At 63.4% G+C, this 23,120-nt stretch carries 18 protein-coding genes; 12 read left to right on the top strand and 6 right to left on the bottom strand.

Annotation, left to right across the window (positions count from 1 at the left end):
* Positions 1-234: 234 nt before the first annotated feature.
* The 4 genes from AC0L3D_RS22260 to AC0L3D_RS22245 all read right to left on the bottom strand — a co-directional run bounded on the left by AC0L3D_RS22260 (position 235) and on the right by AC0L3D_RS22245 (position 4,421).
* The gene (locus AC0L3D_RS22260) at positions 235-1,305 is read right to left on the bottom strand and encodes an ABC transporter substrate-binding protein (protein ID WP_473645826.1); all 1,071 of its coding nucleotides are present in this window, start codon (positions 1,303-1,305) and stop codon (positions 235-237) included.
* Positions 1,290-2,168 (bottom strand): ABC transporter permease, encoded by an 879-nt coding sequence (locus AC0L3D_RS22255; protein ID WP_473645824.1) that lies wholly within the window; start codon positions 2,166-2,168, stop codon positions 1,290-1,292. Before AC0L3D_RS22255 ends, AC0L3D_RS22260 begins: the two co-directional genes overlap by 16 nt.
* Positions 2,165-3,052: an ABC transporter permease gene (locus AC0L3D_RS22250; RefSeq protein ID WP_473645822.1), complete on the bottom strand. Its 888-nt coding sequence runs from the start codon at positions 3,050-3,052 to the stop codon at positions 2,165-2,167. The genes AC0L3D_RS22255 and AC0L3D_RS22250 overlap by 4 nt, the downstream gene beginning before the upstream one ends.
* 85 nt (positions 3,053-3,137) lie before the next feature.
* A complete protein-coding gene (locus tag AC0L3D_RS22245; RefSeq protein ID WP_473645821.1) occupies positions 3,138-4,421 on the bottom strand; it encodes an NAD(P)/FAD-dependent oxidoreductase in 1,284 nt (427 codons plus the stop codon).
* A gap of 259 nt (positions 4,422-4,680) precedes the next feature.
* Here AC0L3D_RS22245 and AC0L3D_RS22240 point away from each other — a divergent pair, with 259 nt between their 5' ends.
* The 5 genes from AC0L3D_RS22240 to AC0L3D_RS22220 all read left to right on the top strand — a co-directional run bounded on the left by AC0L3D_RS22240 (position 4,681) and on the right by AC0L3D_RS22220 (position 10,024).
* The gene (locus tag AC0L3D_RS22240) at positions 4,681-5,838 is read left to right on the top strand and encodes a fumarylacetoacetate hydrolase family protein (protein ID WP_473645819.1); all 1,158 of its coding nucleotides are present in this window, start codon (positions 4,681-4,683) and stop codon (positions 5,836-5,838) included.
* Between the two features lie 257 nt (positions 5,839-6,095).
* Positions 6,096-7,028 carry a substrate-binding domain-containing protein gene (locus AC0L3D_RS22235; protein WP_473645817.1) on the top strand — a complete coding sequence of 311 codons (933 nt, stop codon included), beginning with the start codon at positions 6,096-6,098 and terminating at the stop codon, positions 7,026-7,028.
* Between the two features lie 119 nt (positions 7,029-7,147).
* Positions 7,148-8,134 carry an ABC transporter permease gene (locus tag AC0L3D_RS22230; protein ID WP_473645815.1) on the top strand — a complete coding sequence of 329 codons (987 nt, stop codon included), beginning with the start codon at positions 7,148-7,150 and terminating at the stop codon, positions 8,132-8,134.
* A 3-nt stretch (positions 8,135-8,137) separates the two neighbouring features.
* Positions 8,138-8,932, top strand: a complete 795-nt coding sequence (locus AC0L3D_RS22225; RefSeq protein ID WP_473645813.1) for an ATP-binding cassette domain-containing protein — start codon at positions 8,138-8,140, stop codon at positions 8,930-8,932.
* 69 nt (positions 8,933-9,001) lie between these two features.
* Complete coding sequence (locus AC0L3D_RS22220) at positions 9,002-10,024, top strand: LacI family DNA-binding transcriptional regulator (RefSeq protein WP_419696181.1); 1,023 nt, start codon at positions 9,002-9,004, stop codon at positions 10,022-10,024.
* Positions 10,025-10,530: 506 nt separating this feature from the next.
* On the opposite strand, the gene AC0L3D_RS22215 is transcribed toward AC0L3D_RS22220, so the two are convergent.
* Positions 10,531-11,112, bottom strand: coding sequence for a TetR/AcrR family transcriptional regulator (locus AC0L3D_RS22215; protein ID WP_023799451.1), 582 nt, complete (start codon positions 11,110-11,112; stop codon positions 10,531-10,533).
* Positions 11,113-11,375: 263 nt separating this feature from the next.
* Between AC0L3D_RS22215 and AC0L3D_RS22210 the strand changes: the two genes are divergently transcribed.
* The 6 genes from AC0L3D_RS22210 to AC0L3D_RS22185 all read left to right on the top strand — a co-directional run bounded on the left by AC0L3D_RS22210 (position 11,376) and on the right by AC0L3D_RS22185 (position 20,616).
* Positions 11,376-11,633 (top strand): hypothetical protein, encoded by a 258-nt coding sequence (locus tag AC0L3D_RS22210; protein ID WP_023799452.1) that lies wholly within the window; start codon positions 11,376-11,378, stop codon positions 11,631-11,633.
* On the top strand, positions 11,627-14,803 hold the full coding sequence (locus AC0L3D_RS22205) for an efflux RND transporter permease subunit (protein ID WP_473645811.1): 3,177 nt from the start codon (positions 11,627-11,629) through the stop codon (positions 14,801-14,803). Before AC0L3D_RS22210 ends, AC0L3D_RS22205 begins: the two co-directional genes overlap by 7 nt.
* Before the next feature lie 15 nt (positions 14,804-14,818).
* Positions 14,819-15,988 (top strand): efflux RND transporter periplasmic adaptor subunit, encoded by a 1,170-nt coding sequence (locus tag AC0L3D_RS22200; protein ID WP_031255018.1) that lies wholly within the window; start codon positions 14,819-14,821, stop codon positions 15,986-15,988.
* Positions 15,989-16,248: 260 nt separating this feature from the next.
* Positions 16,249-17,355: a mandelate racemase/muconate lactonizing enzyme family protein gene (locus AC0L3D_RS22195; RefSeq protein ID WP_287236914.1), complete on the top strand. Its 1,107-nt coding sequence runs from the start codon at positions 16,249-16,251 to the stop codon at positions 17,353-17,355.
* A 362-nt stretch (positions 17,356-17,717) separates the two neighbouring features.
* On the top strand, positions 17,718-19,040 hold the full coding sequence (locus AC0L3D_RS22190) for an NAD(P)H-dependent oxidoreductase (RefSeq protein WP_287175611.1): 1,323 nt from the start codon (positions 17,718-17,720) through the stop codon (positions 19,038-19,040).
* Positions 19,041-19,059: 19 nt separating this feature from the next.
* Positions 19,060-20,616 (top strand): xylulokinase, encoded by a 1,557-nt coding sequence (locus AC0L3D_RS22185; RefSeq protein ID WP_473645809.1) that lies wholly within the window; start codon positions 19,060-19,062, stop codon positions 20,614-20,616.
* On the opposite strand, the gene AC0L3D_RS22180 is transcribed toward AC0L3D_RS22185, so the two are convergent.
* The gene (locus AC0L3D_RS22180) at positions 20,613-21,575 is read right to left on the bottom strand and encodes a sugar-binding transcriptional regulator (protein ID WP_128171974.1); all 963 of its coding nucleotides are present in this window, start codon (positions 21,573-21,575) and stop codon (positions 20,613-20,615) included. The two genes, AC0L3D_RS22185 and AC0L3D_RS22180, sit on opposite strands and share 4 nt — an antisense overlap.
* A 433-nt stretch (positions 21,576-22,008) precedes the next feature.
* Between AC0L3D_RS22180 and AC0L3D_RS22175 the strand changes: the two genes are divergently transcribed.
* Entirely contained in the window at positions 22,009-23,019 is a 1,011-nt protein-coding gene (locus AC0L3D_RS22175) for an ABC transporter permease (RefSeq protein WP_236387908.1), read from the top strand.
* Positions 23,020-23,120 lie beyond the last annotated feature (101 nt).

Below are 23,120 nucleotides of genomic sequence, written 5' to 3'. Positions count from 1 at the left end.
CGACCTCGTTTTCGGTATCCTGGAGCGGCGCTTCGCGGTTCTCCCTTCTCCCCTTGTGGGAGAAGGTGGATCGGCGCGCAGCGCCGAGACGGTTGAGGGGTGCTGGCCGGAGCGCGGTTGTGCCGAGCTGGACCACCCCTCATCCGACGGAGCTGAGCCTGTCCTCGGGCTTGCCGAAGGCAAGACCCGTGGGCTCGGCCACCTTCTCCCACAAGGGGAGAAGGAAGAGCGAACTCAGCCGCCTGCCTTGACCTTCTCGAACATCTTGGCGAGTTCGTCATTCTGTTTCATCGGCCCGGTGAAGACGGTAGTCTTCAGCATCACTTCCGGATCGGACGGCAGTTGCAGCTTTTCCAGTTCCTCCTTCGGCACCGCGGCGAAGGCCGAGCTGTTTGAGCTGCCGTAACCATAGGTCTGAATCAGGTATTTTCCCGAATCCGTCTCCAGCCGGCTGTTGATGAAATCATAGGCGAGGTCGACATTCTTGGCGTCCTTGAGCATGACGAAGCCGCACGACCAGGTCAGCATGCCTTCCCTAGGCTTCATGAACTCGACCGGCACGCCCTGCTTCTTCAGCGAGGTGGCCGACGCGTTCCAGGTCATGGCGGCGACCAACTGGCCACTCGCCAGCGCCTGTTCGACCGAGGTCATGTCGGTGGTGTAGTTGGAGAGCAGCGGGCGCTGCTCGCGCAGTTTTTCAGCCACCTTTTCCATCTGTTCCGGCGTCATGTCGAACGGATTGACACCGGCGAGAAGCGCCGCCACCACCGGCGTGTCGTGGACGGCATCGATCGTCGCCATGCGCCCGGCATATTGCTTGTCCCACAAAAGGCTCCAGCTCGGCTCCGGGTTCTTCACCAGATCGGTGCGGTAAAGGATCGAGGTGTTGCCCCAGTCCCACGGCACCATCCAGACTTTGCCGTCGCCGGCCTGCAGGTCGGGCAGGTTCTTGAAAACCGGAAAGATCGAATCCCAGTTCTTGATGCGCTTGGTGTCGATTGGCTGCAGCAGGCCTTCCTTGTTCCAGCGCGCCACCTTGTCGTAGCAGGGATGCGCGACGTCAGGACGGAAACCGGCCTTGACCTTGGTGAAGGCGTCATCGTCGTCGCCGAACATCGAGGCCTCGACGCCATCGGGGTGTGCGGCGAGGAAGCTCTTGTTGAAGTCGGGAAGTTCGTAGCCCGACCAGGTGAAATATTGCAGCTTGTCGGCCGCAAGCGCGACGGTCGACGAAAGCGCCAGCGCGAAGGCTGCCAATCCGGCTTGGACTGTCTTGCGATTTATCGATTTCAGGTCGAATGCCATTGCAGTTCTCCTCTTTTGGTTTCTTCTGGTTTGGGCAGGTTGGCGGGCACTGGCCGCTGAGCGGCGGCGAGCCCGCGATGGCGCAGGATTTCGGCAATTGCCGCGATGACGAAGGACACGGCCAGGATGGCCGTGCCCAGTGCCATGACGGTCGGCAGCGATTTCGGGAAACGCAGCTGGCTCCAGATATAAAGCGGCAAGGTCGGTTCGGTGCCGGCGAGGAAGAAGGCGACGATGAACTCGTCGAAGGAGATCAGGAAGGCCAGCATGAACGCTGATACAATGGCGGGCAGGCTGAGCGGCAGCATGACCCGCCTGAATGTCGTCCAGTCGGAGGCGCCGAGATCGAGTGCCGCCTCGTGGATGGTCTTGGGTATAGCGGCGAAGCGGCTTTTCATGATCACCACCGTCGTCGGCAGCGCCACCAATATGTGGCCGAGCACGATGGCCGTGCGTGACGGACCGAAGCCAATGAGGTTGACCAGGATCAGCAGCGAGATGCCGACGATGACGCCGGGGATCAGGATCGGCAGCCGCGCGATAGCGCTGATCGTGAAGGCAAGCGGCGAACGGCCGAAGAGATCCATGTAGGACACGGTGATGCCGCAGAGCGTGGCACCGGTGGCGGCAATTGCACCGATGACGAGGCTGTTGGCAAGCGCGCCGGACAGCGCCGAATTGCCGGACAGCGTCGTGTACCATTCAAACGTGAAGCCTTGCAGCGGAAACGCCGCCTGGATCGAATCGTTGAAGGAAAACAGCGGGATCAGCGAGATCGGCAAATAGAGGAATACCAGATAGACAAGCACGTAGGCGCCGAGCCAGCGGCCACCTTGCTTTGCGTCTATGCGCGCGGCGCTCATGTGCGGCTGCCAAACCTGCGGTCGGCGGAACGCACGACCAGCACCACGGCAAGGATGACCAGCATGACGGCAACGGCGAGTGCTGCGCCGAACGGCCAGTCATTTGCCTTGCCGAACTGGGCCTGGATCAGCGAGCCGATCATGGTGCCGGCAGGGCCGCCGACCAGCGCCGGGGTGACATAATCGCCGACCGTCGGCACGAAGACGACGAGAGCCGCCGCCAGCACCCCCGGCATCGAATTCGGCAGCACGACGCGGCGAAAGCTGGTGAACGGTCTGGCGCCGAGATCGGAAGCAGCTTCGAGCAGCGATTTCGGGATCGTGTCCAGCGCCACATAGATAGGCAGGATGGCGAACGGCGCATAGGCGTGAGCCAGCGTGACGACGACGGCGGCCGGCGTGTTGAGAAACGCCAGTGTCGGTTCGGACCAGATGCCGCTTTCGACGAGCGCCGAGTTCAGCACGCCATTGTAGGCAAGCACGATTTTCCAGGCGAAGACGCGCAAGAGATAGCTGGTCCAGAACGGCAGCGTCACCAGAAACAGCAGCAGCCCGCGCCGCCGTCCGGCATGGAAGGCCAGGTAGTAGGCGACGGGATAGGCGGTGACGACCGTCGCCAGCGTCACCAGGCCGGCAATGGCCAGCGAGCGCAGCGTTACCGTCCAGTAGAGCGGGTCGGATGCCACGGTGATGAAATTCGCAAAAGTGAAACCGGCGCCCAGCAGCGAACCGTCATTGCCGCGAAGGGCGAGGAAAACCACGAGGCCGAGGGCAAACAGGATCAGGAAGAAGGTGACCAGCCCGCCCGGCAGCAGCATGGCCAACCGGAAACCCGTCGAGGATCGGGACTCCGGCAGCGGCTGCCTTGCAACGACGGTCGACATCGGGGTTGCCCATCGAAATTTGAAATCACTCAAGAATTTTTCATAATCATGAAACTGTCAAGCTGATTCCTGCATCGGCATAAAATCAGCGCTCGAATGCATCCAGCATACGATACCAGGCGATCGTCGCGGCGACGCCGACCTGCCGAAAGACGTGGAATGGGATCGGCCGGATCTGCGAAACCGGGAACGGCAATTGCCTGGCGTCGCCGCTCGCCAGATAGCCAGCAATGCGCTCGCCAAGCGCGGTCATTAGGCCGACGCCACGGCCCTGGCAGCCGATCACTGCCATCAGGCCCTGCTCGGGCTCGTGGATATGCGGGAGGTGATCCGACGTCATCGCCACCCGGCCAAACCAGCGCTTTTCGATGGCGACTCCGGATAGCGCCGGATAGAGCCGGAGCAGCGCGCGCTCGAGATGCGCCCAATCACTTTCGCTGGTCGGCAGCGCCATTCGGCCCCGCCCGCCGAGCACCAGCCGCCCGTCGGCACTCTTGCGGTAATAAACGAGGATGCGACGTGAGTCCGATACTGCTTGCCCTTCCGGTAAAATCCCGGCCGCCAGATCGGACGGCAGCGGTGCTGTCGCGATCTGGAAGGAGTGCAGCGGAACGATCGTTTCGGCGAGACCAGGGAGCAGGTCGCCGGTATAGGCGTTCGTCGCCAGAATGACCGCTTTGGCCTGCAATTCGGCGCCGCCCTCCGTCGAGATGCGCCAAATGCCGGCGTTGTTGTCGAGGCGTATCACGTTCTGGTGTTCGGCGATCTTCACGCCCGCGGCCGAGGCGATCCGTGCCAGTTCCGACGTGTAGGCCAGCGGATCAATCACGCCGGCGCGGCGGTCGAGCCAGCCACCGAGATAGCCCTGCGCGCCAGTCAACGCGGCGATGTCGGTCTGGCTCAGAAGCCGGACATCGGCGCCACGGTTCCGCCACTGCCGGTCCCTGTTCGCCGCCGCCTTCAGCGCCGTCTCGGTGTGCGCTGCCTGAATCCAGCCATTGCGGCCGAACGGCACCGCCAGTTTCTCGTCGCGGATCAATTCGAAGACGGCGTCCGCCGTCGAGGCGGCAAAATTGACGAGGATCTCGCCGCGTTCGGAGCCAAAATGCTCCAGCAGCCATTCCGGATCATATTTCAGGCCGGGGATGACCTGACCGCCATTCAGGCCCGATGCGCCTTGGCCGATTTCGCCGGCTTCCAGCACCTGCACGGCAAGGCCGAACCGGGCTGCCTGCAAGGCTGTCGACAGACCGAGAATCCCGCCACCCACAATGACGAGATCGGCACGCTGGCGGCCGGGAAAAAGCGACCGGAACGCAGGGGCCGCCGGCGGCTTCCGCCAGATCGGATCGGAAAACGGTAGGGGCAAGAGTCACCTGAATGTACTTCGTCAAATGAAAATCCTAGTGACGATTTCATGATTTTGAAAGAGCCTTTGATCTCGGCATCAGGGGGATTGAAGAGGAAGGCGTCCGCCACTGCGAAATGCAGCGCAGGGGCTCGACCGCGAGGAACGGGATAGACCTTTGTCGGGAATTTGTTGAAAGTGCCGCCGCCGCGGCCAGGCTTTTGATGAACCATCGGTCCGCAGCGACGACGCAGAACAAGACAGCAGAGGACCGCAAGCCATGACGAACGCCACCCTCCTGCCCGACGAGGGCCTCTTCATTGGCCGCGCCCGGACGAGCGAAGCATCGCATCCGCTGGTGGTCACGGTACGCGGCGGCACGGTCTTCGACATCACCTCCAGCATGGCACCAACCGTGCGCGACGTCTGCGAGATGCCGGACCCAGCAGGCTACGTCCACACCGCCGCGGGCGAACCGATCGGATCGCTCGATGCAATCGCCGCCAACAGTTTCCAGGCCGCGCGCGATCCGCAACAACCGTACCTGCTCTCTCCGGTCGACCTGCAGGCGATCAAGGCATCGGGCGTCACCTTCGTCGTCAGCCTGCTCGAACGGGTCATCGAGGAGCAGGCGCGCGGCTCGGCCGAGAAAGCGGACGCCATTCGCGCCGACATTGCCGGGCTGATCGGCCACGATCTGTCGAAGCTCAAGCCAGGCTCGCCGGAGGCGATGGAGATCAAGGCCAAGCTGATCCAGCGCGGCGCCTGGTCGCAATATCTGGAAGTGGGAATCGGCCCCGACGCCGAAATCTTCACCAAATGCCAGCCGATGGCGTCGGTCGGCTTCGGCGCCGATGTCGGCCTGCATCCGGTCTCCACCTGGAACAATCCGGAGCCGGAGATCGCCATGATCGCCGCCGGCAGCGGCAAGATCGTCGGCGCCACGCTCGGCAACGACGTCAATCTGCGCGACGTCGAAGGGCGCTCGGCGCTGTTGCTCGGCAAGGCCAAGGACAACAACGCTTCGGCCGCGCTCGGCCCGTTCATCCGGCTGTTCGACGATAATTTTTCCATTGGTGACGTGAAGCAGGCCACCGTGCGGCTGAAGGTCGAGGGCGAGGACGGTTTCTCGCTGGAGGGCGCCAGTTCGATGGCCGAGATCAGCCGCTCGCCCGAAGAACTGGTCGCCGCCGCCATGGGCCCGCATCACCAGTACCCCGACGGGCTGGCGCTCTACCTCGGCACCATGTTCGTGCCGTCGAAGGATCGCGGCGAAAAGGGCAAGGGCTTCACGCACAAGGTGGGCGACATCGTCACCATCTCATCGGAGAAATTCGGCGCCCTGATCAACCGGGTGCGGCTGTCGCCCGACTGTCCCCCCTGGACCTACGGCGCCAGCCATCTCATGCGCGACCTTGCCAGGGCTGACCTCATCTAGCTTCCGTCCCGCCTGCGCCTCGTCTTCGGCGCCGAGTACCGCTTGCCGCAAAAGATATCAGCCAAACTGATGCGATCTGATGGGATGGCTGATGGCGCGTGGTCGTGCGCCAACTACCACTGGCAAATGGAGGCTTGCCATTGATCGAAAAAGCGGATGCTCTGATGCATCCAGATCGCCGCTGGCAAGAATTCGGTCAGGGCTTGCCGTGATCGTCGCCGGAGCTGGAGGACGTTTTCAAAATGGGAGGAAATCAAATGCTGACGAGGCTACGACTATTTGTATTCGGCTTGATCGTGGCGCTGGCGATTCCGGCGGCGGCACAGGCCAAGACCTTCTACTGGATTTCGCATGGCGGCCCGGCCGATCCGGTCTGGACCTACTTCCTCGCCGGCGCCAAGCAATGGGCGACGGACACCGGCAACACCGTCAACACCTCGTTCCACAATGGCGACGTGTCGTCCCAGCAGGAGGCTGTTCGCGCCGCCATCGCGGCAAAAGCCGACGGCATCACCACCACCAGCCCTGACCCGGGCAGCCTTATCGAGCTCGTCAAGGAGGCACGAGCGGCAAACATCCCGATCATCAACTTCAACACGCCCGATCCGAAGGCGGACTTCAACGCCTATGTCGGCGGCGACAACGTCACCTTCGGCAAGAACTGGGCTCAGTATCTGGTCGACAAGGGCCTGGTGAAGAAGGGCGATTTTGTCTGGATGCCGGTTGAAATCCCCGGCGCCACCTATGGCGTCCAGGAAGAAGAGGGCATCAAGAGCGTCTTCGGGCCGCTCGGCATCACCTATGAAATCACCGAGGCCACGCTCGACCAGGCCGAAGCAATCAACCGCATGGTCGATTATCTCACCGCCAACAGGGCCAAGGTCAAGGCGATCATTGGCCTCGGCGATCTGGTGACCGGCTCGATCAAGCGGGTGTTCGACCAGGCCGGCATCAAGCCGGGCGAAATCCCGGTCGTCGGCTGGGGCAACTCGCTCGACACCACCCAGGAGGTGCTGACCGGCTACGTCAACGCCGCACAATGGCAGGATCCGCAGGCGACCAGCTATGTGGCGCTTTCGATCGCCAACATGGCCGCCAGCGGCATTCCGCCCGGCTTCGACGTGATCACCGGCGCGCTCTACGAAAAGGACACCGCGCAGGTCTACGACGACATCCTGTCCGGCAAATAAAACCGCGATCGGGATGGTCGCGGCACGCCTGCCACGATCATCCCCATCATCCCGCTGAGCCTCGAACCGCCTCATGCGATATCGGGCTTGGCCAGTTCCAACCATGTCGCGGGTCCAACGTGGAAAACGGTTCCATCATCCAACGCTCGATCGCCAGGCCGGAATTCGGGCCCTTCGTGCTGCTCGTCGTCGAGCTTGTCGTGTTCTGGGGGTTCAACCACGACTTCCTGTCACCGCAGAACATCAGCAACATACTCGCCTTCACGGTCGAGCTCGGCCTGATCGCGCTGGCGATGACGCTGTTGATGACTTCAGGCGAATTCGACCTCTCCGTCGGATCGCTGTTCGGTTTCTCGCCCGTCTTGATGTGGACGCTCTTCAACAGCGGCCTCACGTCGCTGGAGGCCGGCTTCGTGTTGGCCTTGCTGGTTGCCGCCTTCATCGGGCTGGTCAATGGCTGGTTCGTGACGCAACTCAAGATACCGTCCTTCCTGGTGACGCTCGGCATGCTGCTGGTGGTGCGCGGCACCGCTCTGTTCGTCACCAGCGGATTCCCGCAGCGGACCTGGAGCGCCGAAGGCAGCTGGCTCGCCGAGGCGCTGGTCGGTGATTTCTTCATCGGGCCGTTCCGCATCTACATGTCGCTGTTCTGGTTCATCGCAGCCGCGATCGCACTTGGCTACGTGCTGACGCAGAGCCGCACCGGCAACTGGATCCAGGCGGCCGGCGGCAACCCCAATGCGGCAAGGGCGCGCGGCGTCAATGTCAGCGGCGTCAAGATCGGCCTGTTCATCCTGTCGTCGATCATGGCCTCGCTTGCCGGCGTCATCAGCTCGCTGCGCACTTCGGCCGCCAACCCGAACAGCGGCACCGGCTACGAGCTCGAAGTCATCGCCATGGTGGTGATCGGCGGCACCGCGCTGACCGGCGGACGCGGCACCATCATCGGTACTGTGCTCGGCATCCTGATCCTGCGCGTGATGCGCAACGGCATCGTGCTGATCGGCGTGCCTGGGCTTGCCTACAACATCTTCATCGGCGCGATCATCCTCGGCATGATGGCGCTCCACTCATGGCTGGAACGCCGGCATCAGGCGGGGACTTGAACCATGGCTGAGCCGCTTGTCCGCATGGAAAACATCCGCAAGTCCTACGGGCGCGTGCAAGCGCTGGTGGACGCCAATTTCCATGTCAACGAAAAGGAGATCGTCGGTCTGCTCGGCGACAATGGCGCCGGCAAGTCGACGCTGATCAAAGTCTTGTCGGGTGCGGTCCCGCTGACCAGCGGCGACATCTTCATCCGCGGCAAGAAGGTGGACTTGCGCAGCACCAGCGACGCCATCGCCCACGGCATCGAGACGATCTACCAGGACTCCGCACTGGTCACGCAATTGTCGATCGCGCGCAACCTGTTCCTCGGGCGCGAGCCGATCAAGCCGCCGCGTTTCCTCAACCGTATGGACCAGGAGGCGATGAACGTGGTTGCCCGCGATCTGCTCAAGCAGGTCGGCATCTCGAAGGACATCCCGCCGACCACACCAATCGGCTCACTCTCAGGCGGCGAGCGGCAGGCGGTGGCGATCGCGCGCGCCATGCATTTCGACAGCGACCTCATCATCCTCGACGAGCCGACCAACAATCTCGGCGTCGCCGAGACGCAAGGTGTGCTGAGTTTCGTGCGCAGCGCCCGCGATTCGGGCCATTCCTGCATCTTCATCGCCCACAACATCCACCACGTCTTCCAGGTGGTCGACCGCATCGTCGTCATGCGCCGCGGCAAGGTGGTTGCCGACGATATCGATCCGAAGAACACCAACGTCGCGGAAGTCGAACGGATCATCACCGGCATGTCCGACAAGGAGATCCAGGACGCCATCGCGCGGGGGAAGCAACCACAAGGCTGAGTGGCCAGTTGGAAGCCGGGTTGGCCGTATCTCTGGTACAGGATCACATCGGCTCCTATGACTGCGACTATGAAAGCCACCGTTGCGGACATCGCCAGAAGCTGCGGGCTATCGACCGCGACGGTTGACCGGGTGCTGAACAACCGGCCGGGCGCCAGCGCCGCCAACCGGCAGCGGGTGATGGAGGCGGCCAAGCAGCTTGGCTATTTGCCGGTCGTGGATCAGGTCACGCTGCCCTCGCGGCCGGCGCATCTCGAGTTCTTCCTGCCGATCGGCTCGAACGCCTTCATGATGGATCTGGCAAATCATATCGAGGACTATGCCGCGCGCCTGCCGCTTGTCGCCTCCTGTCGGATCCACAAGCTCGCCGGCATCTCGCCGAACGCGTTGCAGGCGGCCGTCGAAAACCTCTCGCTTAGGGCGAACGGCGTCGGTGTCATTGCGATCGATCACCCGAGAACGCGCAACATCCTGCGCGAGATCGTCGAAGCCGGCATCCGCCTGGTCACGCTGGTGTCGGACGTTCCGGGCGCGCCGCGATCGGCCTATGTCGGCATCGACAACCGTGTCGCCGGGCGCACCGCAGCCCTTTTGATGGGACGTTTCCTGGGCGGTCGCACGGGCCATCTGGCGATGATCGTCGGCTCGCGCTCCTATCGCGGGCATGAGGAACGCGAAATGGGCTTTCGCTCGGTGCTCGGCGAGGAGTTCCGCAATTTGACCGTGACCAGCGCCGTCGAGATCAACGACGAGCCTGATATCAGCTACACGGCGACGATGAAGGCGCTGCACAACGAGCCGGAACTGCTCGGTATCTATTGCGTCGGCGCCGGACGCTCGGGCGTGGCGAAAGCGCTGCTGGAAGCCAAGCCGCAAAGGAAGCCGGTGTTCATCTGTCACGACCTGACGAGGGCGACACGCGGCTATCTCGTCGACGATCTGCTCGATGTCGTCATCGACCAGAATGCACGACTGATCGCCGAGCAATCGGTCATTCGCCTGCTCGGCTCGATCGCTTCCTCGGCGCCTTATCTGACGCGGAAATTCATCGAACCGCGCCTTATCTTCAAGGAGAATGTTCCGGTCCAGTGATGCCACGCAAGCGCCACGGTTGGTCGCGGCGATGGCTAATATTCGGTTGATAGCGCGAATCTGCACATCTGCTATGCATCTTTTGCTATTGCCGAATCATTGGGCAACCGCTAATTTCGCAGGTGTCGGCCATCTACTCCTCCCAGATGCGATGCCGACGCTGAGTGCGGCGCACCTCCTCCCGCGTCGTATTCGAAATCGAGCCCGCTGCCACCTCCTCCCGGCAGCGGGCTTTTTTTGTTCTTGGGTGTCGGGCAAGGCGGCGGCAATCGCCAACGGCTGGTTCGGGCAGCGCCGCAGCCCCATCGGAATCCCGCCACACTTGTCACTCTCACCAATTCGCCATCGGACCTAGCCTGCTCACAACCAGCAGCGACCGCCGCGCGCAAGAGCGCGGCGACAGACCGGCAACGGAGACGTGAGATGACAGCACATGCCAAGGCAAAAGAGTACTCGCGGCGCGGCTTGCAATGAACACGCCAGCGATCGTTTCGCCGCTTGCGAGACTATCTGGCCCTGAACGAGGTGATCAGGCCTTCCGCCATGCGGACAAACTGCGCGCTGGGGCCTTCGGCTCCGACGCTTTGCAGGCTGACACGGGCGCCTTCAAGCAGCAGCGACAATGTATCGGCGAGAAGCTCTGCCTGGCCGATGCCGGCATCCCGACACAGGCCGACGAGACGGTCGCGCTGAGCCTGCTTGAGTTCCTTGATGACCCGACGGGCCGGATGGTCGGTCTCGCTCAACTCGATGGCGGCGTTGGCCATGTCGCAACCGCGGCCGTCCATCATCAGGCAATCGGCTGCCATCCGAACCCAGGCATGCAGTTGCGCAAGCTTGTCGCCCGGATGCTCCGCCTCGAACTTTTGCCACATCGCGTTGGCGCTGCATGCGGTCGCCCGCAGGCACTCGATGACCAGATCGTCCTTGGACTCGAAATGACGGTAGAGCGTCATCTTGTTGGTACCGGCGGCCTCAGTGATCGCGTCGACGCCGACGCCCTTGATGCCATGCTTGTGGAACATATCCCGTGCCGTCTCCAGGATGCGATCCCGGGGGCGGATGCGTTCCGCCGTGCCGTCTTCCATCAAAACCTCCTTGGTTTCCGGGATTTCCGAAAAATCCCTCGGTACACCTCTTGACTAGGGTGTTACCGGTCTGTAACTTCTAGATGTTACTTACTGGTAACACCCCCATTGCCTCGTGTCAATCTCGCAGGCGCCTGTGAACAGCCTCCGCCAAATCGGCCCAGGCATGAAACTGCGCCCCAGGCGACTTTGGCCGCGAAAAGGAAGACCACCCGATCTGCGGCGGCGTACGCCACAGATCGCCAAAGCCAGGAGCCGCTACGATGTCGCAGCGCAAAGATTTGACGATCGACGAAGTTGTGAAGGATCCGATGATCCGGATGCTGATGCAGGCCGACCGTGTCGACCCGCGCTCTTTCGAGACGATGCTGCGTAGCCTTGCGGATGCGCAAGGCCGCAGCCGCAAGGCGCCGCCTCGTTTCCTGGAAGATTCCGGGCAAAGCCGCAGCCGGCGGCTGTCAAGGGTGGCCAAGGCGTTTGGCCAGGCAAGAGCATCGGGCGAGGCGTGCGTGTCATGGTAAATTTCTTCATCCACCGTCCGATCTTCGCATCGTCGATCGCCATCATCATGGTGCTCGCCGGGACGATCTGCTATTTCCTGCTGCCTGTCTCGCAGTTTCCCGATATCACGCCGCCTCAGGTGGTGGTCAGCGCCAACTATCCTGGCGCCAGTGCGCAAGTCGTGGCCGATACCGTCACGACGCCGCTCGAACAGCAGATCAACGGCGTTCAAGGCATGACCTACATGTCGTCGTCGAGCTCCAATGACGGCTCGTCGACGATCACCGTTACCTTCGAGGTCGGCTATCCCCTGAGCACCGCCGCCGTTGACGTCCAGAACCGCGTCTCACAGGCGGCGTCCTCGCTGCCGGCCATTGTCAACCAGGGCGGCGTGACGATCAAGAAGCAGAACCCGAACTTCGTCCTGATCGTCAATCTCACCTCGCCCGACGGCTCCGTCGATCCGGTCGCGCTCAGCAACCTCGCCTACCTGCAAGTGGTCGACCCGCTGAAGCGCCTGCCCGGCGTCGGCGACGTGCAGATCTTCGGCGAGCGGCGCTATTCGATGCGCGTATGGCTCGATCCCGACAAGCTCGCCAATCTCGGCATCACCGCCGTCGATGTCCAAAACGCCATTGCCGAGCAGAATGTCCAGGTTGCGGCCGGCAAGATCGGGCAGTCGCCGGCGCCGGCCGGCACCGCTTTCGAAATGCAGGTCAATGCCGTCGGCCGACTGAGCGATCCCAAGGAATTCGGCGATATCATCGTGCGCGCCGATGCCGCAAACGGTTCGCTGGTGCGGTTGCGCGACGTCGCGCGCATCGAACTCGGCGCCCTGCAATATTCGTCTTCGGCCTTCTTCGGCGAGGACCCGACCGTGGTGCTGGCGGTCTACCAGATGCCGGGCTCGAACGCCCTCGATCTGCAGCAGCGCGTCAAGGACAAGATGCAGGAACTGTCGGCCCGTTTCCCCAAGGGCGTCAGCTACGCCATGCATTACGATACGACACGTTTCGTTTCGGCGTCGATGCACGACGTGCTGGTCACGCTCGGCGAGGCGCTGGTCCTGGTTGTCGCGGTGGTGTTCATCTTCCTGCAGAGCTGGCGCACCACGATCATCCCGACGATCGCGATTCCCGTGTCGCTGGTGGCCACGCTCGTCGTCATGTACATGTTCGGCTTCTCGCTGAACATGCTCAGCCTGCTCGGCATGGTGCTGGCGATCGGCCTCGTCGTCGACGACGCGATCGTCGTCGTCGAGAATGTCGAACGCCAGTTGGAGGCCGGCCTCAAACCGCTGGCTGCGACGCGCGCGGCGATGGCCGAGGTCACCGGCCCGATCATCGCCACGACCGCCGTGCTGATGGCCGTGTTCGTGCCGGTCGCCTTCATACCTGGCGTTTCCGGCCGGCTCTACAACCAGTTTGCCCTGACGGTGGCGATCTCCTTCGGCATCTCCGCCTTCGTCTCGCTGACGCTCACCCCGGCGCTCAGCGCCGCTTTCCTGCGCCACCGCCCGGCAACGCAATTCGTGCTGTTCCGCTGGTTCAACACGGGCTTCGATCGGCTGTCGCATGCCTATGCCAATGGTGTGCGCTTCCTCATCCGCCTGCGCTGGATCATGCTCGGCATATTCGCGGCTGGGCTTGTCGCGACTCATTTCGTCTGGCAGCGCCTGCCCTCGACCTTCCTTCCGGTCGAGGACCAGGGCTATTTCTTCGTGGTCATCCAATTGCCGGATGGGGCGTCGCTGGAACGCACCGACGCGGTGGCGCGGAAGGCACGCGAGATCCTGCAGAACACGCCTGGTGTCGATATCGTCGGCTCGATCAGCGGCTTGAACTTCCTCACCAGTGCCGCCCAGTCGAACTCGGCGGTGGAATTCGCCATCCTGAAGCCATGGGACGAACGCGGCCCTGACCAGAGCGCCTCGAAGCTCGTCGCCGACGTGCGCTCGAAGCTCATGGAACTTCCGGAAGCGTTCGCGCTAAGCTTCGATCCGCCTTCGATCCCGGGCATCGGCACGACCGGCGGCTTTGAATTCCAGGTGGAGGACCTGACCGGTCGCGGCAGCGCTGCGCTCAACGACGCGACGCAGGCAGTGCTGGCCGAAGCGCGCAAGCAGCCCGAACTCAACCCGCAGCAATTGTTCTCGTCGTTCTCGACCTCGACGCCGCAGTTCAACTACGACCTCGATCGCAACAAGGCGAAGCTGCTCGGTCTCAGCCTGCCCGACGTGTTCAACACACTGCAGATCTATCTCGGCTCGCTCTATGTGAACGACTTCAACCTGTTCGGCCGGACCTTCCGGGTGACGATCCAGGCCGACAAGGATGCGCGTGCGGGTGCCGCCGACATTTCGCGGCTCTATGTCCGCAATGCCTCCGGCGGCATGGTGCCGTTGAGCACGCTCGGCAAGCTGGTGCCTATCGTCGGCCCGGAAACCGTCCCGCACTACAACAACAATGCGTCGGCCCTGATCAATGGCGGTGCCGCACCCGGCTTCTCCTCGGGCCAGGCGGTCGCTGCGATGGAACGTGCCGCCGCCACGGCGCTGCCGAAGGATTTCGGCTACGAATGGACGGGCATCACCTATCAGGAGCTCAAGGCCGGATCGATCGCCTCGATCGTCTTCGGTCTCGCCATGGTCTTCGTCTTCCTGATCCTTGCCGCCCAATATGAGAGCTGGGCCATGCCCTTCATGGTCCTGCTCGCGGTGCCGCTTGCCCTGTTCGGCGCCTTTGTCGCCTTGCTTATGCGCGGCATGCAGATCGACGTCTATTCGCAGATCGGTTTCGTCATGCTGATCGGGCTGGCGGCAAAGAACGCCATTCTGATCGTGGAGTTTGCCCGGCGCCGGCGCGAGGAAGGTCTCAGCATCGTCGACGCCGCAATGGAAGCGGCGCGCCTGCGGCTGCGGCCCATCCTGATGACCGCCTTCGCGTTCATCCTCGGTGTGCTGCCGCTGATGTTCTCGACAGGTGCCGGTGCAGCCAGCCGCCAGTCGATCGGCACCACCGTCTTTGGCGGCATGGTCGCAGCGACGATCCTGTCGCTGGTGTTCGTGCCGGTCTTCTACGCGGTGATCGAGCAGCTGCGCGAGCGCGGCAGCAAGAGCGAGCCTGTCGCCGAACCGACTGAACCAACTGCCGAACCCGCTTTCGAGCGATTGGCCGAAGCGGCCGAATAGAATTGGAGAATGATCATGCGTAAATGGAAAATTGCGTTGGGAGCGGCTGTTGCCGTGGGGGCGGTCTCGATGGCCAGCGTCCACTTGCTCGACATGGGTAATTTCGGCCTCAACGCCGGCACGGCAGGGGCGGCAACGCCTGAGCCCGCGGCGCCCGAGCCCGCGGCTTTTGTCATGCCGGTGCCAGTGGTGAGCGTCGTCAAGAAGACGATCCCGATCTATCTCGACTATGCCGCTCGCACCGAGCCGATCCGCAGCATCACGCTGCAGGCGCGCGTGCCGGGGTATCTGCAGGAGCAGGTCGCGCCTGACGGCAGTGATGTCAAGAAGGGCGACCTTCTCTACAAGATCGCTCCAGAAGATTTCCAGGCTGCCCTTGAACAGGCGAAGGCTCAGGTCCAGCGCGACGAGGCAACGCTCGACTATGCACGATCCAACCTTGGTCGCGGGACCGAACTGGCCAAGAGCGGATACATCGCCAAGGATGCGTTCGACCAGCGCACCAGCAGCTTGCGCGAGGCCCAAGCATCGCTCGCCGTCAACCAGGCGGCTGTGCGGACCGCCGAGCTCAATCTGAGCTATTCGGAAATCAAGGCGCCGTTCGCCGGGCGCGTCGGCCGCAACCAGGCCTCGGTCGGAACGCTGGTCAGCGTCGCCGGCACAGTGCTCAACACGCTGGTGCAGCTCGACCCGATCTATGTCACCTTCAATCCGAGCGAAACGGATCTGGCGCAGATCGAGGAAGCCCGCGCGACGGGACCCATCGATGTCGACGTCTTGCTTCCCGGCGATACGGAACCGCGCCAGAGAGGTCAGCTCACCTTCATCGACAACACGGTCGATCGCTCGACCGGCACCATCACCGCACGCGCGACGATCGGCAATGCCAAGTTCACGCTGCTGCCGGGCCAATATGTTCGCGTCAGGCTGCATATCAAGCAGCAGCCAGATGCACTGATGGTGCCGCAGACGGCATTGGGATCGAGCCAGCTCGGCAAGTATCTCTACGTCGTCGGCAAGGACAATACTGTCGACCAGCGCATTGTTTCGCTGGGGCCGACCAACGGCGACCTGGTGGCGATCTCGAGCGGCGTAGCGGAAGGCGACCAGGTGATAACAGGCAATCTGCAGAAGATCGGCCCGGGAATGCCTGTCTCGCCGCTGCCACAGAAACCTGCCACCTGATACCCCCCATCAGGCCCGGTCCAGCGGCGCCCCCGGCTATGCCGAGGGCGCCGTTTTGCTGAGCAGTTCGACAAGGCCGGCGACATCGGCACAGCTTCGAAGAATTGCTTGCCTATGCGCGCTGCCTCGAACAGTGTGTTTCCAGAGGCGTCAAGGCCGATCGCGCCGGCCTGACGCGCAACCGGCCTGACGGCAGTTGAGCCCAGCGGACGATGCAGGTTGGCGGCTTCGTCAGGGCGTCACAGCGACGGACAGAAAAATTGCGGATCAAAACCATCAAGGCCTACCATGTCGTGCAGCCCTTTGTGGACGGGCCCTACCGCATGTCCAAGGGGCGTGTCGCCGCCGCGTTCGACGCGGTGATCGTCGCAATCACCTCCGACAGCGGGCTGACCGGCTGGGGCGAGATGGCGCCGCTCGGCAATTTCTACTCGCCGGCATTCTCGGCCGGCACTCGCGCCGGCGTCATCGAAATTGCGCCGCATCTGCTCGGCCACGATCCTCGCGCCTTGGCCAGTATCGGCAGGCTGATGGACACGGTGTTCAAGGGCCATCCCTACATCAAATCGGCGCTCGACATGGCCTGCTCGGATCTCGCTGCACGCGCCGCCGACATACCGCTGGTGACGCTGCTCGGCGGGCGCGAGAGCGAGACGGCGGAACTCTACAAGGTCGTCACCCATGGCACCGTCGACGCGATGGCCGCACTGGCCAAGCGCATCGTCAGGGACGGGTTTCACCGGCTGCAGGTCAAGGTCGGCGGCAACGTCCATGACGACATCGAGCGCGTCACCGCGGTCGCCGCTTCGGTGCCGAAGGGCACCGTCATCTTCTGCGACGCCAATGCCGGCTGGACGCCCTATCAGGCGCGCCAGTTCGCTGACGCGACGCGCGCCATCGACTACACGTTCGAGCAGCCCTGCACCACGATCGACGAATGCATGTCGGTGCGCCGCTCGCTCGACAAGCCGATGGTGCTCGACGAATCCGTCACCTCGCTGGACGACATGCTCGACATCCACCGCAAGGGGGCGGCTGACGGGCTGACGCTGAAAATCTCGCGGCTCGGCGGCGTGACCAAGACGCGCCAGATCCGCGACCTTGCCGTCGACCTGGGCTTCATGATCACCGTCGAGGACACCGGCGGCGCCGAGATCGACACATCAGCCATGGCGCATCTGTCGCTGTCGACGCCGGAGGAGCGCCGGCTGCACGCCATCGCCTTCCACGAATGGGTGACGGTGCGCACTGCATCGAACAAGCCGCCGGTTTCGGGCAGCCGCATGGGCATTCCGGACGGGCCGGGCCTCGGCATCGACGTTGTTCCCGACCTGCTTGGCGCGCCCTTCTTCGAGGTCGGCAGCTGACTGATATGCTGGCATGCGCCGACTGAGCATGCCGGCCAGCGCCCTCTGTTGCGCGGCTTCGTCGCAGGCGATAGGCGCAGCGGCAGCTGAGCAGCCATGAAATCAGTTTTTTCGTCGCACTCGCTTGCTTGCGAGAAGGGATGTCACGGTCGTCGCCGCCTGCATCCCAAGAGATCACCGCTTTCTGCGCCCCTCACTGACCGCGCTGCCAAGCCGCAAGCCAAGGCTTGCAAAAATTAAATCACAGAATGTTTGCGGGGACGGCTGCCGAATTGCCGGTTGAAATATTTTTCATTTGGAAATAGGAATGTTCAAAATGATGACTTCGACGCTGCGGCGCGTCAGGAACTGGAGGAAGCGACATGGCCCATCCGCAATTTGCAGCGGAACTTTTGCAGCGCGCTGAACAGCAGGGACCGATCACCATCGGGCTTGCCGGCGCCGGGCAGATGGGCACCGACATCGTCGTCCAGGTCGCGCTGATGCCGGGCATGCGGATCGGCGCCATTTCCGAGGTCAGGCCGCAGGCGGCGATCGATGCGGCGCTGCTCGCCGGCCACGACCGCTCGGATATCGTGCAGGCCGGCAATGCGGCGGCGATCGACCGCGCCATCGAGGCCGGCAAGATCGCCGTGACCGAAGATTTGCATGCGCTGGCGTCCGCCGGCCGCATCGACGTCATCATCGACGCGACAGGCAATCCCAACATCGGCACGCTGTTCGCGCTTGAAGTGATGAAGAACGGCAAGCATATCGTCATGCTCAACGTCGAGGCCGACATCACCATCGGCCGCTTCCTCAAGGAGGAGGCGCGCAAGGCCGGCGTCGTCTATACCGGTGCGGCCGGCGACGAGCCGGCCTGCACGCTGGAGATCATCGGCTTTGCCAGGAGCCTCGGCTTCAACATCATCGCCGCCGGCAAGGGCAAGAACAATCCGCTGAAGATCGACGCCATGCCGGCCGACTATGAGAAGGAGGCGGCCGAGCGCAACATGAATGCGCGCATGCTGGTCGAGTTCGTCGACGGCTCGAAGACGGCGATCGAGATGGTGGCGATCGCCAACGCCACCGGCCTGGTGCCCGACGTGCCGGGCATGCACGGCCCGACCGCGACGCTGGAGGAACTCGCCGGCGTGCTTTGCCCGCGCGAGGATGGCGGCGTGCTGCACCGCAAGGGCGTGGTCGACTATTCGATCGGCAAGGGCGTGGCGCCCGGCGTGTTCTGCATCATCGAGACCAGGCATCCGCGCGTGCTGGAGCGCATGATCGACCTCAAGGTCGGCAAGGGCCCGTATTTCACGATCTTCCGCCCCTATCATTTGACCAGCCTGGAAGTGCCGCTGTCGGCGGCGCGCGCCGTGGTCTACAAGCGCGCCGACATGGAGCCGCTCGACCATCCGGTCGCCGAGGCGGTGGCGGTTGCCAAGAGCGAGCTTGCCCCTGGCCAGTCGCTCGGCATGATCGGCGAGAACGACTATCGCGGCTTCGCCATGACCTGGGAGGACGCGCGCGCCCGCGGCGCCCTGCCGCTCGGCCTCGCCGAACGCGCCAAGGTGGTCAAGCCGGTCAAGACAGGCGATTTCCTCACCTATGAAAATTGTGTACCCGACGATTCGATGGTGATAACCCAGATCCGCCGTCGTCTCGACCAGTCGGACGGACGGTTCGTTACGAACGCCGCCTGATCCGCTGGATTCCCGCCTGATGGACGATGTCGTAATGGGGATCGACGCCTCGACCACGGCCGTGAAAGCGATTGCCTTCACGCGCGACGGCAAGGAGCTGTTCCAGGCGCGCGAAGCCTATCCGCTTTCAAATCCCAGGCCCGGCCATTTCGAGCAGGATGCCGAACATTGGTGGACCGCGCTGCTCGGCGCCTTGACGCAAGTCACCGAGGCGGTTGGCGCTGCCCGGGTGGCGGCGATCGCCATCGCCCACCAGCGCGAGACATTTACGCTGATCGATCATGCCGGCAAGCCGCTTATTCCGGCGATCCTGTGGCTGGACGAGCGGGCGCGCCCGCAAGTCATCAGGCTTTCGGCGGAGCTCGGCCGCGAGACGATCCGCGACTGGAGCGGCAAACCGCCGGACCCGACGCCCGCGCTCTATGCGATCGCCTGGCTTGCCGAGCACCAGCCGCAAACGCTTGATGACGCAGCCGCACTCGTCGACGTGCATGGTTTCTTCGTCCACCGGCTGACCGGACGTCTGGTCACCAGCACGGCAAGTGCGGATCCGCTTGGGCTGCTCGACGTCAAGAATGGCACTTGGCACCCTCAGCTCGTCGAGGCCGCGGGGCTGCGCCCGGACCAGTTGCCGCGACTGGTCGCGCCCGGCGCGATCTGCGGCGGGCTTGGCGAAAGCGTGGCCCGGCTGATCGGGTTGAAGGCCGGCACGCCTGTTGTCGCCGGCGCCGGCGACGGCCAGGCGATGGGCCTTGGCATGGGCGTCTATGGCGACGGCAAAAACTACCTGTCGCTCGGCTCGGGCATCGTCAGCGGCTGTTACTCCCATGGGATCACGACTTCGGACGCGTTTCGAACGCTGGTCTCGCCGACCGGCTCGGGCTTCATGCTGGAGACCGTGCTGCGCTCGGGCATGCAACTGGTCGACTGGATCGTTCGCACCACCGGCTCGTCGTCGGCTGCAGCGCTGGAGAAAGCAGCGGTCGACGTTGCCGCCGGCAGCGAGGGCCTGCTCGTCATGCCGTATTGGGCCGGTGTCATGAGCCCCTATTGGGACGGCGCGGCGCGCGGCGCCATTGTCGGCCTGTCGCTCGACCATGAGCCGAAGCACCTTTTTCGAGCGGTTCTGGAAGGCATCGCCTTCGAGCAGGCGATCGCCAGCGAGGCAATGGAAACTCAAGCAGCGGAAACTCGGGCGGCGGAAACCCAAGCGGCGCAAACGCAGGCGGCGGAAACTCTGGCCGGCGGCAAACCGGCGGCGATGATCGCCGCCGGCGGCGGCACCAACTGCGCCCTGCTGATGCGGATCATGGCAAGCGTGCTCGAGCGGCCGCTCTCCGTCTCGCCGGTCAACGAAGCCGCAGCGCTCGGCGCCGCCATGCTGGCGGCTTCCGCTATCGGATGGTTTGCCTCGCCTGAAACGGCGGCTGAGGCGATGGCCGCGCCGCCGACCAGGCATGTCGACCCCGTCGAGGGGCTGGTCTCCGGTTACCGTGCGCGCAAGGCAATCTACCGCGACCTCTATCAGGCGACGCGCGAGACCCATGTGCGGCTTGAGGCGCTAAGCAAGGTTTAGCGGTTGAGCAGGCCCTTGGCCGCATCCTCGTCGGTGATCAGAACCGATATCCTGGTGTTGGCAAGCGCCGCCCGCATGATGGCGATTTTTTCCTGCCCTCCCGAGACCAGGATGATGGCCGGGATGTCCGACAGGTCCTGCAGCGGATAGGCGCAGACCCGGCGGTTGACCTCATGGTCGACGAGCCGGCCGTCGGCGTCGATGAAATGGCATAAAATATCGCCAACTGCGCCGGCCGCCTGAAGCTCTTCGAGTTCGCTGGGCTTGATGAAGCCGTAATTGGCGATCGGGCTGTCAGTGGAAAACGATCCGACGCTGAGCACGGCGATGTTTGCCCGGCGTGCACGGAAGACGACGTCCTGAACGCTGCGCTGGCTCATGAAGGCTTCGCGCTGCTCCGGCCTGTCGGCATAGACCGGCACCGGCAGCAGAAAGCACTCGGCGCCGATCTTTTCGGCGAATTCCCAGGCGCTTTCGGTCGGGTTGAGCGGCTGGGCATGGGTGAGGCCGCCCAGCATGGAAACCACCGTCGTCCTGGCGATCGGCCGCCGCGGCAATTCATTGATGGCGAACTTCAGCGTGCGCCCCCAGCCCAGCGCGATGACATCGCCGGCATTCACATTGTCGGCCAGATAGGCGCCCGCGGCATGGCCGATCATCAGCGGCGCGTTGCTTCGGTCGGCGGCCGACGGCACCACAACGGCCTGGCTGAGCCCAAAACGCTGCTTCAGAGCCTCTTCCAGCACCAAGCATTCGACGACGCTGTCACGGATGCGGAACTGGACGACGCCCTCCTCACGCGCGGCGGACAGGATGCGATGCACCTTGATGCGGCCGATGCCGAGGATCTCCGAAATCCTCTCCTGCGTCAGACCCTCGATATAATAGTGCCACGCGGCACGGGCCTTCAGCTCGGCATCCGGGAAGCGCGAGGCCTTGTCATTCTCTGTCATCGCCATCTTTTTGCCCTCCCGCGGTCGTCCGAATCCTTAAATGCCATTCAAATGGCGTTATCCGACCAAGCGACGCGAAATTATTCTGCGTGCCCGGGATTCGAGATTCAGGACATCGACAGGATACCTCTACAACGTGAGTGAAAGCCAAAATGGTCAACATTTACTTCGTCTTGGCCGTCCTGCCCTGCTCAAGCAGCCGACATGAATCCGCAGGATGAGACCGGACCTGAAAACGCGGCATTTCATGCCCTTTCGTACGGCAAACCGGCTGGCGGCGCAAACCGGCGTGGAATGATGCGGCGGGCCTTGACAATTTTCCGACGAACAGTTTAGCTGAACAAAATTGCATATCAAAGATAAATTGTTCACAGGGAGGTGCCTAGTGAACAAGAGTGAGCCGACGACGCATCGCCGGAGCGCTGATGGAGGAGACAAAATGGCAGTGAGCAACGGTGCAAGCGAGTTGAAGGCCGGCCCAAATGCACAGGCCGCGGCGGGCGCGAAGCTTTCGGCCCTGTTCGCCGGAACCATGGGACCGCTAATCGGGCTGGTGCTGCTGTGCCTTGCGCTGTCGCTGACCACCGACACGTTTCTGACTGTCCGCAACATCCTCAACGTGCTCGACCAGGTCACCGTGCTCGGCATCATGGCGATCGGCATGACGCTGGTCATCCTGATCGGTGGCATCGACCTGTCCGTCGGTTCCGTGCTGGCGCTCGCCGCCATGGTGATGGGCTTCGTCGCCCATCCCGACCACCTCAATCTCGGCATGCCTGCCGGCATCGTCACAGCGCTTGTCGTTGCTGGGCTTTGCGGGCTGGTTTCCGGCCTGCTCGTGACCGTCACCAAGCTGCCACCCTTCATCGCCACGCTGGCGATGATGTCGGTGGCGCGCGGTCTTGCCAACATGATCACCGACGGCTCGCAGATCATCGGCTTCCCCGACTGGTTCACCAGCCTGTCGATCATCCGCCATTTCGGCTTCCTGTCGGTCACCGTCGGCTTGATGATCGTTCTGGCCATCATCTTCGCGATCTTCCTGAACTATCGCGCGACCGGCCGCAGCCTCTACGCGATCGGCGGCAGCGCCGAGGTCGCCAGGCTGTCCGGCATACCGGTCAAGTCGCTGACCAACTGGGTCTACGCCGTCTGCGGCGTTCTGGCGGGGCTCGCCGGCATCGTGCTTGCGGCACGGCTTGATTCCGTCCAGCCGAGTTCCGGCTTCGGCTACGAGCTGGACACGATCGCAGCGGTGGTGATCGGCGGCGCCAGCCTGTCGGGCGGCGTCGGCTCGATCGGCGGCACCGCCATCGGCGTGCTCATCATCGGCGTGCTGCGCAACGGGCTGAACCTGCTTGGCGTGTCGCCCTTCATCCAGCAGGTGGTGATCGGCGTGGTGATCGCGCTGGCGGTGGCCACGGATACGTGGCGGCGCAGAGCCCAATGAAGAGTGGGGCGCAATGAGGAATTCGCCCGGATGTCCGGGCGAAAACGGATCGGTGATCCGAACCGGGAGTGTTCGGCCAAGGGCGCGGTGATGCGCCGGCA

Source organism: Mesorhizobium sp. WSM4837 (genome assembly GCF_055811435.1).
This window is presented reverse-complemented; position numbering and strand designations above follow the sequence as displayed.

What these genes read in the sequence shown, in the direction of transcription:
- AC0L3D_RS22260 (WP_473645826.1), bottom strand. Translation starts at nt 1,305, where the DNA reads ATGGCATTCGACCTGAAATCGATAAATCGCAAGACAGTCCAAGCCGGA.
- AC0L3D_RS22255 (WP_473645824.1), bottom strand. Translation starts at nt 2,168, where the DNA reads ATGAGCGCCGCGCGCATAGACGCAAAGCAAGGTGGCCGCTGGCTCGGC.
- AC0L3D_RS22250 (WP_473645822.1), bottom strand. Translation starts at nt 3,052, where the DNA reads ATGTCGACCGTCGTTGCAAGGCAGCCGCTGCCGGAGTCCCGATCCTCG.
- AC0L3D_RS22240 (WP_473645819.1), top strand. Translation starts at nt 4,681, where the DNA reads ATGACGAACGCCACCCTCCTGCCCGACGAGGGCCTCTTCATTGGCCGC.
- AC0L3D_RS22235 (WP_473645817.1), top strand. Translation starts at nt 6,096, where the DNA reads ATGCTGACGAGGCTACGACTATTTGTATTCGGCTTGATCGTGGCGCTG.
- AC0L3D_RS22225 (WP_473645813.1), top strand. Translation starts at nt 8,138, where the DNA reads ATGGCTGAGCCGCTTGTCCGCATGGAAAACATCCGCAAGTCCTACGGG.
- AC0L3D_RS22220 (WP_419696181.1), top strand. Translation starts at nt 9,002, where the DNA reads ATGAAAGCCACCGTTGCGGACATCGCCAGAAGCTGCGGGCTATCGACC.
- AC0L3D_RS22215 (WP_023799451.1), bottom strand. Translation starts at nt 11,112, where the DNA reads ATGGAAGACGGCACGGCGGAACGCATCCGCCCCCGGGATCGCATCCTG.
- AC0L3D_RS22210 (WP_023799452.1), top strand. Translation starts at nt 11,376, where the DNA reads ATGTCGCAGCGCAAAGATTTGACGATCGACGAAGTTGTGAAGGATCCG.
- AC0L3D_RS22205 (WP_473645811.1), top strand. Translation starts at nt 11,627, where the DNA reads ATGGTAAATTTCTTCATCCACCGTCCGATCTTCGCATCGTCGATCGCC.
- AC0L3D_RS22200 (WP_031255018.1), top strand. Translation starts at nt 14,819, where the DNA reads ATGCGTAAATGGAAAATTGCGTTGGGAGCGGCTGTTGCCGTGGGGGCG.
- AC0L3D_RS22190 (WP_287175611.1), top strand. Translation starts at nt 17,718, where the DNA reads ATGGCCCATCCGCAATTTGCAGCGGAACTTTTGCAGCGCGCTGAACAG.
- AC0L3D_RS22185 (WP_473645809.1), top strand. Translation starts at nt 19,060, where the DNA reads ATGGACGATGTCGTAATGGGGATCGACGCCTCGACCACGGCCGTGAAA.
- AC0L3D_RS22180 (WP_128171974.1), bottom strand. Translation starts at nt 21,575, where the DNA reads ATGGCGATGACAGAGAATGACAAGGCCTCGCGCTTCCCGGATGCCGAG.
- AC0L3D_RS22175 (WP_236387908.1), top strand. Translation starts at nt 22,009, where the DNA reads ATGGCAGTGAGCAACGGTGCAAGCGAGTTGAAGGCCGGCCCAAATGCA.